At 65.2% G+C, this 16,895-nt stretch carries 13 protein-coding genes; 7 read left to right on the top strand and 6 right to left on the bottom strand.

Annotation, left to right across the window (positions count from 1 at the left end):
• The first annotated feature begins 46 nt into the window (after positions 1-46).
• The gene (locus NTY77_09930) at positions 47-544 is read left to right on the top strand and encodes a hypothetical protein (GenBank protein ID MCX5795800.1); all 498 of its coding nucleotides are present in this window, start codon (positions 47-49) and stop codon (positions 542-544) included.
• Between the two features lie 3 nt (positions 545-547).
• On the opposite strand, the gene NTY77_09925 is transcribed toward NTY77_09930, so the two are convergent.
• From NTY77_09925 to NTY77_09910, 4 genes are all read right to left on the bottom strand, one after another.
• The gene (locus NTY77_09925; GenBank protein MCX5795799.1) at positions 548-1,957 is read right to left on the bottom strand and encodes a hypothetical protein; all 1,410 of its coding nucleotides are present in this window, start codon (positions 1,955-1,957) and stop codon (positions 548-550) included.
• 177 nt (positions 1,958-2,134) lie between these two features.
• Complete coding sequence (locus NTY77_09920; protein ID MCX5795798.1) at positions 2,135-3,100, bottom strand: HipA domain-containing protein; 966 nt, start codon at positions 3,098-3,100, stop codon at positions 2,135-2,137.
• Positions 3,093-3,434 (bottom strand): HipA N-terminal domain-containing protein, encoded by a 342-nt coding sequence (locus NTY77_09915; protein MCX5795797.1) that lies wholly within the window; start codon positions 3,432-3,434, stop codon positions 3,093-3,095. The genes NTY77_09920 and NTY77_09915 overlap by 8 nt, the downstream gene beginning before the upstream one ends.
• Positions 3,435-3,437: 3 nt before the next feature.
• A complete protein-coding gene (locus tag NTY77_09910; GenBank protein MCX5795796.1) occupies positions 3,438-3,647 on the bottom strand; it encodes a helix-turn-helix domain-containing protein in 210 nt (69 codons plus the stop codon).
• A 250-nt stretch (positions 3,648-3,897) separates the two neighbouring features.
• On the opposite strand from NTY77_09910, the gene NTY77_09905 reads away from it, so the two are divergent.
• The 3 genes from NTY77_09905 (at position 3,898) to NTY77_09895 (ending at position 7,364) form a co-directional block, all read left to right on the top strand.
• Positions 3,898-5,004, top strand: coding sequence for a Fic family protein (locus NTY77_09905; protein MCX5795795.1), 1,107 nt, complete (start codon positions 3,898-3,900; stop codon positions 5,002-5,004).
• Positions 5,005-5,062: 58 nt separating this feature from the next.
• Positions 5,063-5,692, top strand: coding sequence for a HEAT repeat domain-containing protein (locus NTY77_09900; GenBank protein MCX5795794.1), 630 nt, complete (start codon positions 5,063-5,065; stop codon positions 5,690-5,692).
• 754 nt (positions 5,693-6,446) lie between these two features.
• Entirely contained in the window at positions 6,447-7,364 is a 918-nt protein-coding gene (locus NTY77_09895) for a formylglycine-generating enzyme family protein (protein MCX5795793.1), read from the top strand.
• A 31-nt stretch (positions 7,365-7,395) separates the two neighbouring features.
• Here the strand turns inward: NTY77_09895 and NTY77_09890 are convergent, their stop codons facing one another.
• Together NTY77_09890 and NTY77_09885 are read right to left on the bottom strand one after the other, a co-directional pair.
• Complete coding sequence (locus NTY77_09890; protein ID MCX5795792.1) at positions 7,396-10,938, bottom strand: CHAT domain-containing protein; 3,543 nt, start codon at positions 10,936-10,938, stop codon at positions 7,396-7,398.
• Between the two features lie 4 nt (positions 10,939-10,942).
• Entirely contained in the window at positions 10,943-11,977 is a 1,035-nt protein-coding gene (locus NTY77_09885; protein MCX5795791.1) for a FlgO family outer membrane protein, read from the bottom strand.
• Between the two features lie 647 nt (positions 11,978-12,624).
• Between NTY77_09885 and NTY77_09880 the strand changes: the two genes are divergently transcribed.
• From NTY77_09880 to NTY77_09870, 3 genes are all read left to right on the top strand, one after another.
• A complete protein-coding gene (locus tag NTY77_09880) occupies positions 12,625-14,136 on the top strand; it encodes a hypothetical protein (GenBank protein ID MCX5795790.1) in 1,512 nt (503 codons plus the stop codon).
• A gap of 245 nt (positions 14,137-14,381) precedes the next feature.
• On the top strand, positions 14,382-15,422 hold the full coding sequence (locus tag NTY77_09875) for a M48 family metallopeptidase (GenBank protein ID MCX5795789.1): 1,041 nt from the start codon (positions 14,382-14,384) through the stop codon (positions 15,420-15,422).
• A gap of 14 nt (positions 15,423-15,436) precedes the next feature.
• On the top strand, positions 15,437-16,717 hold the full coding sequence (locus tag NTY77_09870) for a phosphatidylserine/phosphatidylglycerophosphate/cardiolipin synthase family protein (GenBank protein MCX5795788.1): 1,281 nt from the start codon (positions 15,437-15,439) through the stop codon (positions 16,715-16,717).
• The last annotated feature ends 178 nt before the right edge of the window (positions 16,718-16,895 follow it).

Here is a 16,895-nt window from a genome sequence, read left to right as displayed (position 1 = left end):
GGAGCCCTCTTTTATTTGTCCAAGACCAAGCCGCAAGGAGATGAGGATGAAAAAGCTCGGGAGAGCCGCCGCCGTATGCTCAGCCGCCATCGCCGCACTGCTGGCCGCCCCGTCGTCGGCCCAGCCGCCGTCCGGGCAGGACTTCGACCGCGGCATCGACATGCGCGCGGTCATGGACGGCCTCCCCCCCGCACCCGCGCCCGCGGGTCTGGAGCTGGTCATGTTCCGTGAAGAGGCCGATGGCGTGACCTTGGCCTTCCAGGACCAGCGGGCGAGCAAGTATACCGGCGGCGCGACGCGGCTCATCATCGCGGTCAAGGAAGACCGCGGCCTGCGCCCCGACCCGGTCATCTTCGACATCGACATCGCCCAGCCGGTCGGTCCGTTCTACGAGTTCACGTTCAAGGACGTCCAGCACAAGCTGCGCCCCGGCGGGAAGTACTACGCGGTGTGGAGCTTCCAGCGGCAGGGGCCGGTTTCCACGGAAGAGGTCCAGCGGGGCGGACGCAGCGCCGCTTTGGTCCTGCCCTCAGCGCAAGGCTAAGACCTAGCTCTTCTTCGGCGCGGGCGGGAAGTACTTGTGGTACAGGTCCAGCACGAACTTCCCGATGGTGCGGCTGGACGCCCAGGCCACGTCAGCGAAGCCCCAGACCGCCAGGGCCGCGAACAGCGCGGTGAGATACGGGTTGCCTACGGCCAAAGCCAGGCCGGTCATGAGCGCCTGCAGCACGTAGCCGCGCGCCATGCGGTCCGGGCCGTCGGCCGGAGACTTGGCCGGGTCGTAGACCGCGGCGAAGAGCGCGCTGGCCGTGCCGGTCAGCATCATGGCCTTGACGCCCAAGGTGTAGAGCAGGCTCGCCCCGGGCAGGGCCTTTTCCACGATGCTCAGGCCCAAGGCCGCGGCCACGGCCGGGAACACGGCCATGATGCGGTCCGCCGAGGAGGTCTCGGCCTCCTTGAACTTGCCCTGGAAGGCGCCCTGGCCCAAGGCCGCGGTGGCCAGCGCGGTGGGCAGGGGGCTGATGATGCCGCGCGTGCCCAGGAAGACCAAGGACGCGATGTCCATGCAGGCGTAGACCCCGGCTCCCGCCAGGATGCCGTAGCGCAGCACCGAGCCGAACACTTCCCCGGTGCTCGCGCCCTTGCCGTCCTTGCCCTTCGCGGCTATAGCGCCGTAGACCGAGCCCACGACCGCGGCCACCACGCTGGCCGTCGGGTTCATGTAGCCCATGGCCGTGGCGAAGGACAGCGCCCCGACGCCCGGGACTCCGGCGGCCAGGGCCGCGACGGGCATCAGCAGGACGAGCCCGGCGACCACGGCGGTGACCAAAAGCTTGACGGCCAGCGCGCGCCGGGCGGCGCTGCGCTCGGGAGAGGGCAAAGAAGGCTTGGCGTCCGGAGCTGCGGCCTGGGCCTTCGCCAAAGGGGCCGCCTGGCTCAAGAGAGCCTGCCCGGCCGCCACCGGCGCCGAGTCATCGGCGCGTTTGGGCGTCATGCCGTCCATGAGGCCGCCCATGCGCTGAGCGGAGACCTCCACGGCTTCGGTCTTGGAGGTCTCGGCCGGAGCGCCCTGCCTGAGGGCGGCCATGGCGGTCGGCACGGCTTGGGTCTTGGCTGGTTCGACGGTCTGTCCGGAAGCGGCCAGCGGCAGGAGCACGCGGGTCTCGGCGGTGAGCACAGGAGCGGCTAAAACGGTCTGGAGCGCCAGGCCGGTCCCGGCGTCCTTCACGGTCGGAGCAGGCGCGGCCATGGGAGCGGCCAGGAGGCTGGCGGGAGCCAAGGAGACGCCGGAATGGGAGAAAGAGCCGCCGGTCATGACCGGGAGGCTGCCCGGCACGCCCACGGCTGAGACGCCGGTGACCTGGGACGAGATGACCTGGCCTGCGGCCGCGTAGCCGGCGAGACCCGGGGAAAGGAGGAAGATGGTCGCTGCCAGAGCCGTGCGCAAGGTTCGCATAGATTTCTCCTGAGGCATCAGGAGCCCATGATACCGCAAACCCGGCTCAGGCAGGATGAGCCCAAAGGGCCAACATGGGCATGGATTAGGGCCTACCCGCGAGCGGGGCTTAAGGCTTACGCGGGGGCAGTATCGGGCGGGGCACTTCAGGAGAGAGACGCCGAGGCAGAGCCGTGGCTAGGCGGAGTGGGACTCATCAGCCGGAGGAACGTCGACTGAGATGGCCGCTGGTCCCCCGTAGAGCCGCTTGTAGCGCGCCTTGATGACGTCGTCCAACTTCTGCTTCAGGTGGAAAGGCAGCTCGGCCCTGCCGACCGCCTCCCTCATCTGCTCCTGCGCGCGGCAAAACTTCTCGAAGATGTCGCCCGCCGCCTTTGAATCGATCTGGAGGTAGGCGGCCATAGCCTCGAAGTCCGACCGCTTGAGCTTGTCGTTCTTGCCGCCGAGCGTCAGCGCGGAATCAGTCTCGCTGGGGAGATAGACCTTTGAGCAGATCAGGTCGTAGCAGGGCGCAAGCCCGACCTTTTTGTCGCGGATGAGCAGGGCCCAGTTCTTCAGATGCATGTCGCCGTTGCCGGTCAGGAAGCAGAACAGCACACGCTCAAAAAAGTCTATCGTGTCGAGCCCGATGTTGGCTGCGTGTGTCCGGATCGCCTTGCCGATCCGCTCAAGCGAGCCCTCGTATTTCTCGGTCGCCTGGAGGATCTGGAACAGCGTCTCGTTTTGCAGTCTTTCATCACCGACCCGGTCGAACCTGGCGACGAGGTAGCAGAGCCCGCCGTCGGCCATCGGGAAAAGGCCATGCGCAGGGACGGGCAGGCCCAAATCAGCGGCCATGCTCATGCAGAGGTTCTCGTTCTGCGGAAGCGCTGGGAACTGCTGAGGTTCCGGCTTGAGGACATAAGTCCCGCCGGCCGCGACGACTTCAAGTTGGAATTTCTCGGGATTGAGCCGGACCGAGGCCTTGATCTGCACGCCTGAAATCGACATGCGCGCCCCGGTCTTAAGGACTTGGGCCGGCAGGTCCGCCAAGCCGAAGGGGATGGCCGGAACACGCGTCGAACCGAAGAGCTCCTTGAGGCAGCGTGGGTGGTAGCGTCCCTCCTCAGCGATGGGCTTCGTGCAACAGAGGCAGCTAGCCATGCCGTTCATCCTCCAACGGGCGGACGCTGACGGCTCCGACCGGGTCTTGCCCCGTCTGCAACAAGAGGCGGAACTTGTCGTCCTTGTCGATCTTGGCTGCGGCGCACGTGAGGTCGAGGAGCCAGCCCTCTGGCAGCAGGCCGTCGAAAAATGGGAAGAGCGCTTGCGACTCATATTTCTCCGCGCGCAACGGCATCGCTAGGCTGATCGGCACTGCGAGAGGGTCGGACAGGTATGAGGCGTCATAGCTGAATTCATAGCCCTCGACCTTCTTGGTTAGCAGTCCAGCCCGTTTGTCTTTGCAAAAGACGACGGCGCGTTGTGTCTGGTCCATGTGTTATTCGCGGGGCAGGTCCACCGGGCCCAAGCACCGGCCGAAGAGGAAGAGCAGCTTGTTGACCGTGTCGGTGCGCAGGGATGTCTTGCCCTGCTCGACATTCCGGATGAAGCGCAGTCCGACGCCGGCCTTTGACGCCAGTTCGGCTTGGGTCAACTTGGCCTCGCGGCGCTTCTCTCGGACGAAGGTAGCGATGGGATTTTTTTTCATTGTGTGATTGGCTATACCCGAGGAGGCCGGTGCCTATGCAGATTTAAAGATATTAGGCTTTATCGGGTATAACTCTGTAAATATTATACCCGATAACGCCGTTTTGTCAATGACGTAGCTGTTTCTATACCCGATAGAGCCGCATGCTGGCATATATTGCGCGGAGATTAATATGGTTAATCTCCGCATTATATGCGTATATTGACAGTGGTGATAATGCCTGTTATAATATACGCATAAGGTGCGGAGAATGGCAACATACATACATCAACGCCAGAGTTGGCCGAAGTTCGACTGGGATAGGGAAACCCTTGCCGGGCAACTAGCATCGGTGCGCCATCGGCAAGGGCGCCTCCTGGGCAGGATGGAGAGCCTCGGGTTCCCGCAAAGAGACGAGGCCTTGCTGCAGACCTTCACGCTGGATGTCCTTAAGTCCAGCGAGATCGAAGGGGAGATCCTCGATGCCGACCAAGTCAGGTCCTCGATAGCGCGGCGACTGGGCCTGGACATCGCCGGCTTGGTCCCCGCGGACCGCCATGTCGATGGCGTGGTCGCCATGACGCTTGAAGCGACTCAGAACTATGCCGAGCCGCTGACCGTTGACCGCATGCTGGGCTGGCACAAGTCGCTCTTTCCCGCTCAGGAGGACCGAGCCTGCAAGATCAAGGTCGGCGCCTGGCGTGATGATGCCCAGGGACCGATGCAAGTCGTCTCGGGGCCGCTGGGCAGAGAGCGCGTCCATTATGAGGCTCCCCCGGCTGAGCGCATACCGGCTGAGATGACGGCCTTCTTGGATTGGGCGAACCGCGCCGACGAGCTGGACCTGGTCCTGAAGGCCGCGGTCGCTCATCTTTGGTTCGTCACCATCCATCCATTCGACGACGGCAACGGCCGCATCGCGCGCGCCATCGCGGATTGGGCGCTGACGCGGTCGGAGAAGACGTCCCAGCGCTTCTACAGCATGTCGGCGCAGATCGTCAAAGAGCGCAAGGCGTACTACGACATCCTGGAGAAGACGCAGAAAGGTCCGCTCGATATCACGGAGTGGATGCGATGGTTCCTCGGCTGTCTTGACCGGGCCATCGAGGGCACGGAGAATTCCCTGGCGACGGTCTTCCAGAAGGACGGCTTCTGGAAGACACATGCCGGCCTATCGCTCAATGACCGCCAGCGCTTGATGCTCAACAAGCTGCTCGACGGATTTGAAGGCAAGCTGACCTCGACGAAGTGGGCGACCCTCGCCAAGTGCTCCCAGGACACGGCGCAACGAGACATCATCGGTCTCATCGAGAAGGGGATTCTCGTCAAAGATAGCGCGGGGGGAAGAAGCACCAGCTACTCGCTCAGATTGTCTTGATAAGGTGGAAATCATCAGCCGGAGGAACATCTACCGGCCTGCAGGGAGAGGAGGGACCATGAACCGGGCTACCGTCTTTCTTGCGTGTTGGATCTGCGCGTCCGCGCTGACGCAGACCGTGTCTGCCGAGGCGGAGACCGGCAAGACTCCTGCGGCCGTCGTGGCCAAAGCCTGCGCCGATCTCCACAGCACGTCCGACGACAAGCGCATGGCCGCCATGCTCACTCTGGGCAAGGAGTTGGCATGGGTGCTGGACACCTCGCCGGTCATGAACAAATGCCTTGCCGAGGTGAAGCCTGGCGCGGTGAGCCGCATCATAGAAGCCGCCGCCCGCGACGATCTCAATCAGGACAAGGGGCCGGGCCTTCTCATGGCGTGGGTGGCGAACCCGGCTGCGGCGAGACTGATGATCCGGGTGCTGGGCAGCGACCCTGAGCCGAGGATGCGCAAACAGGCCGCTCTGTCGTTGGGCCGCATGAAGAGCCCCGCCGGGCTGGACCCGCTAATCAAGGCCGCGCTCGGCGACGAGAATCGATTCGTGCGCAACTGCGCCGTCATCTCGCTGGGCAAGCTCGGCAGCAAGAAAGCCCTGCAGGCGCTGGAACGGCTGTCGGAGGACAAGGACCCGACGCTGCGCGGCCTGGCCAAAGGGTCCATCACATCCATCAACGCCGCCAATGTCCCCTAGCTCGGAATCAGATTGTAGTCCTGCTGCAAAAGTCCGGCGACGTCATGATGGGAGTCTCCGGTCGATCGGACGCCGCCGTAGTAGCCCAGAAGCGCGTCCGCCGCAGAGATCTCCGCGGACAAGCACTGACGATCCAGAGGATTGTAGTCCCGATAAACTCGCTGGGCCTTATCGTAAGCGATCATCCAATCCAGGCCCCCGAGGGGGCCTGGATTCGGTTATAATACAAAAACGCCGCCGGAGTGAGCGTCAGAATCGGGTGGGATTCGTCAGGCTGGCAGCGTCGAGGCAGAGCCGTGGCTAGGCGGAGTGGAATTCATCAGCCGGAGGAACGTCGACTGCCGGGATGTGCGTCAGGATCGGGTGGGTCACTTCAGGAGAGAGACGTCGAGTCAGATCCGTGGCTAGGCGGAGTGGGACTCATCAGCCGGGGGAACGTCGACTGGCCTGCACGATGACAAAGTTATTGACAATTTCAGGAATCATCTTCCTGGCCACATCCGGAATGGCTGAGATTCAGCGAACCGATCCAGGACACGCAATCCAAGAAGACGCTTTCAAGGTGTCCGTTCTCCCGCTCCCCAAACCGCCGTCGCGAGTGACACCGGGGCCGCCTGACTGGGCTGATGCGGTCCGCGATATCCGAGACCTGAACGAACACGATCTGAAGAGCTATTACGCGGCAATCGGGCGCGAACAGGAAAGTTCTACAGAGGAGACCCATGCCGCAAGCTGGCGACAGTTGGCCAGGGACGTGCCGAAGCTCGCAAATCTGGCCATCAAGCGGGCCCAGGATTGGGACCGCTCCGTCGCCGAGCGGGAGGTTGTCGCTGCTGCGTGGGCCATGAGGGAGAAGGACTGGGATAAGCTCAGACACCTCTTGACACTGGGCCAGGTTCCCGAGGCCCGCAAGGTCGCCTGGTCCGTGCAGTTCCTGAAGGCCTACTGGAGGTGGTTCCCCCTGGGACAGGAGATGGCCAAGGGGTTGGCGCCGCACCTGCCCCCTGCGACGGCGGGCGTGGAATGGGTCACGATGCCAGGTGGGAGCTTCATCATGGGCTCCGGCGACGCTGAAGCGGGGCCGGCGCATCGCGTCACGATCAAGCCTTTTAACTTGGCCAAGACCCTGGTGACGAACATGCAGTACGAGATATGCCTCGCGGCCGGCGCCTGCACGCCGCTCCCCCGTTACGAGGACGAGCTTGCGGGAGAGGACCAGCCGGCGGTCGGCCTTACCTGGGACCAGGCAGAGGCCTTCTCCAGGTGGGTCGGCGGCAGACTCCCGAGCGAGGCCGAGTGGGAGTATGCAGCTCGCAGCGCAGGACAGGAGTGGCGGTATCCGTGGGGCACAGAGGAAGCGACCTGCAAGAGGGCCGTCATCTCCGGCTGCGGATCCGCCACAGCGACTGTCTGCTCTAGACGGGCGGGGAACACCCGGCAGGGACTTTGCGACATGTCGGGCAATGCCTGGGAATGGGTCCAGGACTGGTATCACTATTCCTACCACGGCGCGCCTTCAGACGGCACGGCATGGGAGAAGCCAGCGGGCCAATTCCGCGTGATGCGCGGCGGTTCTTGGATGAACATCCCGGACAGCGTGCGAACGACTTATCGCCTCTATAATGCCCCGGGACGAGGCGAGCGTTTCGTAGGATTCCGACCCGCCCGCTGAAGCTTGGAAGGAGCCGGGGCGCGGACGTTGCTCAGTCCGTCACCAAGATGAACGGCGCCCAATAGAAGGGGTGCTCGTATCCCTGCCTGCGGACCTCGGCCCGAGCCTTCCGGAGGGCCGTCCGAGGAGGCAGGCCCTGCTTCAGGCCGGCGAAGAAGACGCGCGCCAGATCGGTGGTGGAATCCTCGGCCACACCCCAGAGGCTGACCAGCACCGAGTCCGCCCCAGCCAGTTGGAAAGCCCTCACCAAGCCAAGGGTCCCTTCCCCTGGTATGGGACGTCCGACGCCGGTCTGGCAGGCGGTCAGCGCGACAAGGTCCGCATTGAGCTTGAGCTGCGCCACTTCACCCATGGTCAAGAAGCCGTCCTCCCCTCCGGCATCCATCTGCCCAAGCACCAGGGCCGGCTCCTTCAGATACGGCACGTCCCCGTCGAGTATGCCATGAGTGGCGAAGACCAGGTAGCGGTAGCGGGACAGATCAGCGGTCTTTACGCGCGCCTCGGTAGCTTCCGGCCCTTGCAGTACGAGAGTGCTCTTCTGCCCGAAGATATCATTCCGCAGCGACTCGGCCAGCAGGGAGGTCTTATCCAGCCGAGGGAACCCCGCCTCCGAGGCCGTGGTCTTCGTTCCCGACAGGCCGCTCCGCTTGCCGCCGAGCCCCATGCTCTTGAGTACGGAGCTTTGGACCTCGGCTTGGAAAGCGGATCTCGGGATGCCGCCGCGCCAGCGCGGGTCGGATGGTCCGAAGATGGGGTCCGCGACCACGAATATCTCCTCAGGGCTGCGGGTGCGGCGTCGCAATAGACGCTGCGAGGCCAGCGCCGTGCCCGAAGGGGTATAGGCGATGTCGTAGTCGTCGCCCGCGTAGCGCACTCCCGCCGGAGCAGGGCCGTAGCGGCCCGCCGGCATCTGGACAGGACCGGATGTGGAAAGGACCAAGGCCTCGAACGGCAGGAGATCCAGCACGCCGTCCGGCGAGATCACGACCTTCGAGCCCGGCGGAATATGACCGAGCACCGGACGCAGCAGCAGATCGGCCAAGCGCAGACCCACCGAAGCGTCGAATCGCGCCAGATCCCGGGAACGCTCGACGCCGTCAAAGAAGGCCCGGAACCTGCGCACGAGCCGCACCAACTCACGTCGACTGATCGGGATCGTCCTCGCAGCCGCGACCTTGCCGCCCTTGACCACGAAGACCTTTGTGGACGGCTCGGTGACGGCGTATTCAAGGAGGACTTCATCCTGCCGAAGGGGGATGTCTGCGGCGTGCAGAGGCTCGGGGTAGTGTGCCGCCGCGTAGTCAGGGCGGGTCCGGCGCAGTTCCGTCAGGAACTCCTCGCGGTCCCGGTCCAGGCTTCGATCGGCCGCACCGGCGAAACGGTCCACGTCTATGCGGCCGCGGCTCAATTCTCTGGCGGAATCGCGTCGGCGCTCATATTCTGCCTGACGGGCCTGGAGTGCCGTTTCGCGCTTGGACGACTCAGGCGCCAATGGCGCCACCTCCGCACTCCGTCTCTCTCCCAGAGACTTGGTCAGTATGCGCGCACGGGCGGTCTCCGCGTAATAGAAAGCATCTTCATCACTGGAGACGCGCACCAGACCTTCGATGGCCTCGAGGCCCCACGTGGTCCAGGACACATAGGCTTCTTTGCCGCGCTCATCGGGGCCGGCACGCCTGCGCTCCATTGCTTCCCAATCCTGCCGATACAAGAGAGAAGCCTGCTTATAGTCTCCCTCCCGTTCCCTGGCCCGGGCGCGTGAGGAAGGCAATTGGACCCCCATGCGTTCGAAAATGGAGCGGGCGGTCTTGGTGTCGCCTTGCCTGAGCAGTTCATTCGCCAAGGAGGAATCCAACGGCAGGCCGAAAGGATAGGCCTTAGCTGCCAGCTCGGATTCGTCTCCCTCGGCCTGGTCAAGCCACTGCATGGCTAGAGCGCCGGTCTGCTCATACTGCTTGCGCGCCGCCTCGTCGAGCGTCAGGGTAGCAGCCTCTTCAGCGAGTTCCCTGGACCTTGCCATATCCCCAGACCAGCCGGCGAAATAGGCGAGGTTGTGGGTCGCAGCGGCCTCGGCATTACGGTCGCCCAAAGCATGGGCGGCCGTCCGCGCCTCGATGAGGAGATTGTAGGCTGCAGCGGCATCCCCCAGATAATGCCAGCGGATAGGAGCGACGAATGCGCAGAGGACCTGCAGGCTCTTAAAATCGCCGGTCCTCCGCGCCTCCTGAATGGCCGGCATCAGGATGCCGACGATATCGCGATAGCGCGTGTAGTCCACGAGGTTTCGTAGGATCTTGAGAGTCGCGCTCAATCGCACATACCGTTTACGGGCGGCCTCGTCAGGCGCTATCGCGGCCGCCTCTTCGTAGAGTTCGGCCCCAGCTGGCTCGCCCAAGTGGCCGATGGCGCGTGCGGCTAGTTTGTCTGCGATCTCAAGTGCGGTCTTGCGGTCACCGAGTGCGTGAGCTGCGGCGCCGGCCTCGTCATAGAACTCAAGAGCCTTTTCGGGTACCGGCTCCCAATACAGGTCGCCGATTCTGCGGGAGAGAATCTCCACGCTCGCCCGGTCGCGGGTCTTCCGGGCGTCCTCCAGGGCTGGCACCAGGACGGCCACCGCGCCGCGAAAGTCCTGCGTGCGCATGCGCTCCTCGGCCGTCTTGAGGGCAGCCTTCGCCTCGTCGTTGAGGGCGGCGCCGTGCCGCGGACCGCGGCTCTCACCCGCCGTTGCGCTAAGGCGTTGCCTGAGCATCCCGCTCAACCTCTGGTAACGCTGGCCCGGCATGTCCATGATGGTGCGGTGGCCCCAGGCATCCAGAACCAGAGGGGCTGTGGCATCCTCATAGAGCCGCGCGGCCTTGGCATATCGGCCAAAGAAGACCGACAGCAACGCGAGGTTGCGTATGATCTCGGCCTCGGTCCTACCGCCGCCGCAGGCGTGAGCCGCGCCGCGCGCCTCCGTGTAAAGCTCATAGGCCTTCGCCGGGTCGTCGAGCAGCAGCCAGTAGACCTCCCCGATCTTGCGGCTATAGACCTGGATGTCCCTATGGGCGCCGTTCCGCCGGGCCTCGTCCAGGCTCGGCATGAGCGCAGCGATGACGCCACGATAATCGCCCTCACGCATGCGATCGGCGGCTTTCTTCAGGTCGGCGCCGGATCGCAGGAAGCGCGCGCGGCCCATGGCATCGGATGCGAAAGCCGCGGAATCTTCGTAGAGTTGCGCAGCCGCTTCGAAGTTGCCCCGCAGGACCTCGATCCGGGCCATGTTGCCCACCACGTCGGCTTCGGTCCTACGATCTCCCAGCGCGTGAGCCGCCAGACGAGCCGCGCCGTAGTTTTCATAGGCGTACTTGGTCTCATCATGCAGGAGCCATCCAAGGTCGCCCGCCTCGCGGCCCAAAGCCATAAGGGCCCTCTGGTCGCCGCGCTTCTGGGCCTCTTCAAATTTCCCTACAATGCCGGGGAGAGCGGCGTAATAGTCCCGCTCATGAGCACGCGCCTCGGCACAGCTGATATCAGCGGCTGGCTCTGCTGCGATCGCCGGCATTGCGAGGACGAGCGCGAGCAGGCAGGTCATGGCGCTACTGATGGACGAAGGAGACCTTGTAGAAGAAGTCGCCCTGGGCGGCGAGCTTGCGAGTGACAAGATCCATGGACTCCCCGCGGGCGCCGCGTGTGCGGACCGGCGCTTCGCCACCCCTTCTGCCGGCCACCCCCATGGTGCGGATGACTCCTTTGATGGAGTCGTTGTTGGCTTCCTTGATGCCCTCGAGCGCCGGGGCTGGCGCGCGCGTGGCGAAGACGTAGAGGTCCTCGATGCCGCGGGTTTCGTCAAGATACAGATAATCGCGCCCCTCCGGAATCCAGTACTCCTTGCCTTCCACGAGAGGCCCGGATGCGGAGGAGTATTCCGGGTTGGGGAAGAGCCGGAAGGCCTTCCTTGTGGAATCCACCTGATAGACATAGACGTAGCAGGGCTGGCGCGGCTTGAGGTAGATGGCGTAGTTGTCCTTGGCGTTGAGCACCATCCCCTCACGCAGGGGGTAGAGTTTCCCATCTCCGCCCTCGTAGAATACCCCGGTTTCCAGTTCCAGGACATCCACGCCAGGATGCGCATCAGTCGCATCCTGAGCCGGTTTGGGGGCAGTTTCCCGGATTGCCGCCGACTGGCCTCCAGCGCCGGGAGGCGCCCCCTCCGGCTCGGCGGGTCCCAACTCCCTGAAGCGGTGCGACAGCATGCTCTTAAGGCCTTCGGCCACCTTGAATCGTGCCGTTCCCGAAGCGAGCAGGCCGCCGCCGTGAGCGTCCACGGCCTTGATGTCGATGGAAACCTCCGGCTCGGCCACGCTGTAGGTGCCGGAGACCAGCACATCCATGCCGCCCTGCTTCTGCAGGTCTGATATCGCCGCCTCATCGTCGCCGATCATCAGGATGGAATCATGGGTGATCTTGACCAATTCACGACGCTCCATCACCATGTAGCCGCCCCTGTTCCTGTTGACGAGATGATTGGAGAGCAAATCCGCGACCTTTTGCCCGAACTCCGATGTGTAGCCTTTCTGCGCAAGATCGGAGAAGTCCATGACGCAGACCTTGCCGTGAAGTTTCCCGACCAAGGTCGCAACCGGATTCTTGAGCGCCTTTTCAAGGCTTCGAATCCCGGCATTGTCGCGGGCATGAGCGGGAGCAGCCGCACCTAGCAAAGCGAGAATAAAAGGTCCGATACTAATCATATGGACAAGAGTAGCCTGACCTGTGCTCGAAAGTCAAGCAACCCGGCCTAAGGCAATCCCAGGATTGTAGTCCTAATAAGCTGGTTTCCAAACAGAATGGGCCTTATCGTAAGCGACTTCCCCGACCAGGCCCCCGCGGGGGCCTGGCAAAGGCCGAGATTCGAGCTATAATGCCAAAACGCCGCCGGAGTGTGCGTCAGTACCGGGTGGGTCACTTCAGGAGAGAGACGTCGAGGCAGAGCCGCGGCTAGGCGGAGTGGAACTCATCAGCCGGGGGAACGTCGACTGGCATCAAGCCAAGCGCGACTGCGCCCACTCCAGGAACCGCCGAGCGAGCTTCTCCGCGCCCCGGCCTTCCGTCTCCGTGACAGAGATTTCCGCGGACAAGCACTGACGATTCAGAGACGCTGTTCTTATTCACACCTTACAGTTGTTGAGTATTCCTAACAAGTGCAGCAGGGAACCCGCCCCCCGTCAAGATGGCGGGCCGGCAGTAGCAGAATACAGCGTCTCCTGTTATACTAGCGAAGATGCGCCGCGCCATCATGTCTTTGCGATCGTGCCTGCTGGCCGGGGCCGCGCTCTGGCTCGTCGGCCCGGCCTATGCCGGGCCGAAAGTGGCCGAAGTGCCGGTCCTCCAGAATCCGGTCGGGGCGCCGGGCCTCGGCGCCGGAAGCAACGTCTCCGGCTCGGCAACGACCATCGGCTCGCTGGACCTGAAGTCGCCGGGACTTCTGGCTCCGACGCTGGCGACCCCTTCGCCCTTGCCCCAGACGCCCAAGCCGCTGACGCCTGCGGCGGCGCAAACGGATGTCCCGGTCTTGCCGCCGAGCTTGGTCCCGGTCTTGTCCGCTCCGCCGGCCGAAGCGCAGGTCTTGGCCAAGCCGGGGCCGGCCGGCGCGCCGGAACTCACTCCAGGCCTGACCGAGGCGGACTTTTCAGGCCAGGACAGTGTTCAAAAGCCCGGTGCCGGCAAGGCGGATGAGGACAAGGTCCTTGAGCACGCGGCCGACGCCGGCGCCGCGCTCTTCGACGGGACTCCACGCCGGGAGGCCGTCGCGGTCGGCGCGCCGCGGAGAGCGAGCCCGGGGATCGCCTCAGACATCATCCTGGCCTCTGATTTCCGCGGGCAACTCGCCAAGCTCGAAGCCATGGTCCCGCGAGAGCTTCTTGAAACCCCGGGGCCTCTGGCGGACCTGCGCCGGGATATCCAGTCTGGATTCCAAGAACTCCGGGCCGCGCGCGAACGGCTGCACGCCGGACTGCTCCGCGATCAGCCGGGCCTGAGCCCTGCCGAGGCCGCCCGATCGGTCCGGGAGCAGGCTGCCTCCGACCCCGCGCAAGACCGCGTGCTCCAGGCCGCTCGAGAGCTGTTGGCGCGCTATGATGCCAGCCTGCCTGCAGGCGAGAAGCTCGACTTCTCTTCCGCCGAGGCATTCGCCGCGAGCCTGGAGTGGAGCTCCCGCCTGCACCGCTCCGGCGGCGGCAAGGCCTTCCCGTTCCGGTTCGGCCTTGCGGCGCGGCAAGCCGCGCTCGCGGTCCGCGACGCCCTCCAGGCGGAGATCCCCCACATCACCAAGCCCGAATTCGAGGGCGTGGCGCGCATAATCGGAGTTCTCGTCATGAAGGATGGGACCGTGTATGTGGCCTTCTCCGGCGTGCCCGAGACGCTGCGGGCCGTGATCGGGGGCGCTGAGGCCAGCCTGGAGGCGCGGCTCAATGCCGCAGGCGGGCGCCGCTTCCGAGTCCTGCCGGCCGATACCCCGCTCCCCGAAGGCCTGGAGCGCGTGCCGGATTCCGAGGCGCGCTCCGCGGACAACAGATTCTGCGCGGAAAAGAAACTCTTGGCGGTCCTGCGGGAGCATCCCGCGCTGCGCGACGAGGTCTCGCAATGGGCCATGCTCTGGCGGGGCGACCCGCAGCGCAACCAGTACGGGACCAGACGGTTTCCCGCCTTCATGCTGCCTTGTCCCCACTGCGTCCACAACGCGCGGGTCATGCTGGGCGGCGCTCTTGCGCCTGGTCTGGGCCCAAAGACCTAGGACAGGCTGGGCCCGACGGCCCTTGGCCTGTTCAGGGCCTTGGGCTACACTCATGACAGTTCTTTGGCGTGACCCTGTCGGCAGCAGTTTGACAGGCAGCACCGTGTAACCTGGGGGATCGGCCCCGGGGTGAAACGCGATCCCGCCATATCGGGATGAACCCACGGGCTTTGCGGAATCAGGATATCGTCCTGATCCCGCGGAGCCCGTTTTTTGTTGTCCGGATCAGCCGCATGGAGGCAAGGATGAGAGAGTCGAGAAGAAGGAACGCCGGTCTGCTGGCGGCCTGCCTGCTGGCCGCGGCCCTGCCCGGGCTCCGGGCCCAGCCGCTGGAAGCCGCCCGGGCGCTGGGAGAGGCCGACTTCGGCGCCAGGATCCGGACCGCCCTGGCCGGAGCCCATGCCGAAGGCCAGCGGCGCCGGGAGCTCGAGCAGTGGTGGCATCAGCACACTTTGGGCGCGCCCTATACCGGCCGCCATCGCCCCCTCCTGCTCAGGGAGAAATGGGAAGAGGACATCGGCCGTCTCCTCTATCAGCGCCTCCTCTCCGGCTCCAAGCTCTCGCAGGACCCCGACCGCCTGGCCATGGTCCAGCGCGTGAGCGCCCGGATGATCGCGGCCGCCGGCCGGCCGGATTGGACCTGGGAGGTCCAGCTCGTCGATGTGGGTCCGACCAGCGCCTACGGCGTGGCCGGAGACCAGGACCAGGCCTTCGCCCTGCCCGGCGGCAAGGTCGGGATCCTCTCCGGGATGCTCACCATCAGCGAAGGCGACGACGGCCTGGCCGCCATCCTGGGCCATGAGATGGCCCATGCCGTCGCCCGCCACCTGGGCGAGCGCATCACCGAGCTGATCCTCGTCGAAAGCGGGCTCAGCGCGGCCGGAGCGGTCGTCCCCCCCGCGCTGGCCGTGGTCATCCCGGCCGTGGTCCCGGCCGCTATCAACGCGGCGCGCATCGTCACCGTGGCCCAGTCCATCTACGGCATCGGCACCGGTCAGGGCAAGAGCGCGCTGCTGGCGGGCTTTAGCAGGCTGCAGGAGGAGGAGGCGGACCGCATCGGCCTGGTCTTGATGGCCAAGGCCGGCTATGACCCGGCCCGGGGGGTCGAGTTCTGGAGCCGGCTGCTCCAGGAGACCTCCCGTCCCGTGCCGCCAGGCTTGATGGGCAGGATCGAGAAGCACCTCCAGGTCCATCCCATCACGGCCCGCAGGATCGAGAAGATGCAAGGCTGGCTTCCCGGGATACGGGAGCAGTACTACCGGCCCGAAGCGTCCCAGGCTCGCTGAACAGGAGGCTCATCATGTCCGCCAATCAGAAGACGGGTTCCGTGACCAGGCTGTGCGCCGTCTGGGCCGGGCTCTTGGCCGCCGGGCTCTCAGGGGCTTGGGCTTCAGGGGCGCTGCTGGCCGGGGCCACCCCCTATGTGCCGCTGCGCTCGGCCGAGGTGTTCATCGACGGCCCGCAGCTCCAGGACCAGCTCATCGGGCTGGCCCGGGAGGCCCGCAGCAGCCTGAGCGTCGAGTTCCTGTCCTTCTACGGGGACGAGCAGGGCTGGAAGGTCGCGCAGGCGCTCGGCGAAGCGGCCCAACGCGGCGTCGCGGTCCGAGTCCTCATCGACAGCCTCTATTATCACACCAGCTCCAACCGCTCCGCCCCCGCAGACCCGTACGGTCCCGGGATGATCGACGCGATGCGCGCCGCCGGGGTCCAGGTCCTGCCCTCCAACCGCTTCCGCCACGGCAACGGTCCCATCCAGAGGGACCATCGCAAGCTGGTGGCCGCGGACGGCCGCAAGGGCATCATCACCGGCTATCAACCCGGGGACACCCAGTACGGCTGGCACGACGTTGGCATCGTGGTCGAGGGGCCGGAGATCGTCTCCTTGCTGGAGCAGGCCTTCGCGGGCAGCTGGGAAGAGTCGGACGGCAGGCCCGGCCCGGCCTCGCCGCCGGCCGCCAGCGGCGAGGGCTGGACCGGGACCGTGGCGCGGCTCAACCTCACCGACCCGAGCCGGGGCGAGAGCCACGGCATCCGCGACACCAACATCGCACGGATCGACTCGGCCCGCGGCCACGTCTACGTGGAGAACGCCTTCTTCACGGACTCCAGGGTCTTCGCCGCCCTGGAGCGCGCCGCGGCCCGGGGCGTGGACGTGCGCGTGGTCTTCTCCAAGAACAACGTCCACCTCTCCGCGCAGGCCGGCGCCCGGCACCACTACGCGCGGCTGCTGGCCGCCGGGGTCAAGGTCTACGAGCGGCCCGGCATGTCCCACACCAAGGCCCTGTCCGTGGACGGGGCCTGGGCCAGCGTGGGCTCGGCCAACATGATGCCCATGCTCGAGGAGGCCCAGGACGAGATCTCCATGGAGTTCACGGGCGGCGAGCTGGCCCGCGAGCTCGAGAGCAAGCTCTTCGCGGCGGACTTCGCCGCCTCGGAGCCGATCACGGCCGAGACGCTCCACTTCACAGCGGTGCAGCATCTGGAGAACGGGACCTTCACGGCCGTCAACCGGGTCATCGCCGACGTGGAGCGCTTCGAGCAGGGCTTTAAGAGCGAGCTGCGCGAGCTGGCCCGGCAGTAGCGGGGGAATTCGGGGACACAATACTTATCTTTCGAATTAAGTATTGAGCCTCTCGTAAAAAGTCCCGGCCGCATGGGCTTGGGTTCATAAACCGGCCGCGCGACTCGCAGAGTCGCGCGGAACCGACGGCCGAAGGCCGGCGGAAATGCATCTGGGGCGGACCTCGTGTTTGCCGGCC

This window comes from Elusimicrobiota bacterium (assembly GCA_026388095.1).
Taxonomy (GTDB): domain Bacteria; phylum Elusimicrobiota; class Elusimicrobia; order UBA1565; family UBA9628; genus UBA9628.
The sequence above is the reverse complement of the archived record's forward strand: the minus strand, read 5'-3'. Positions and strand labels throughout refer to the sequence as shown.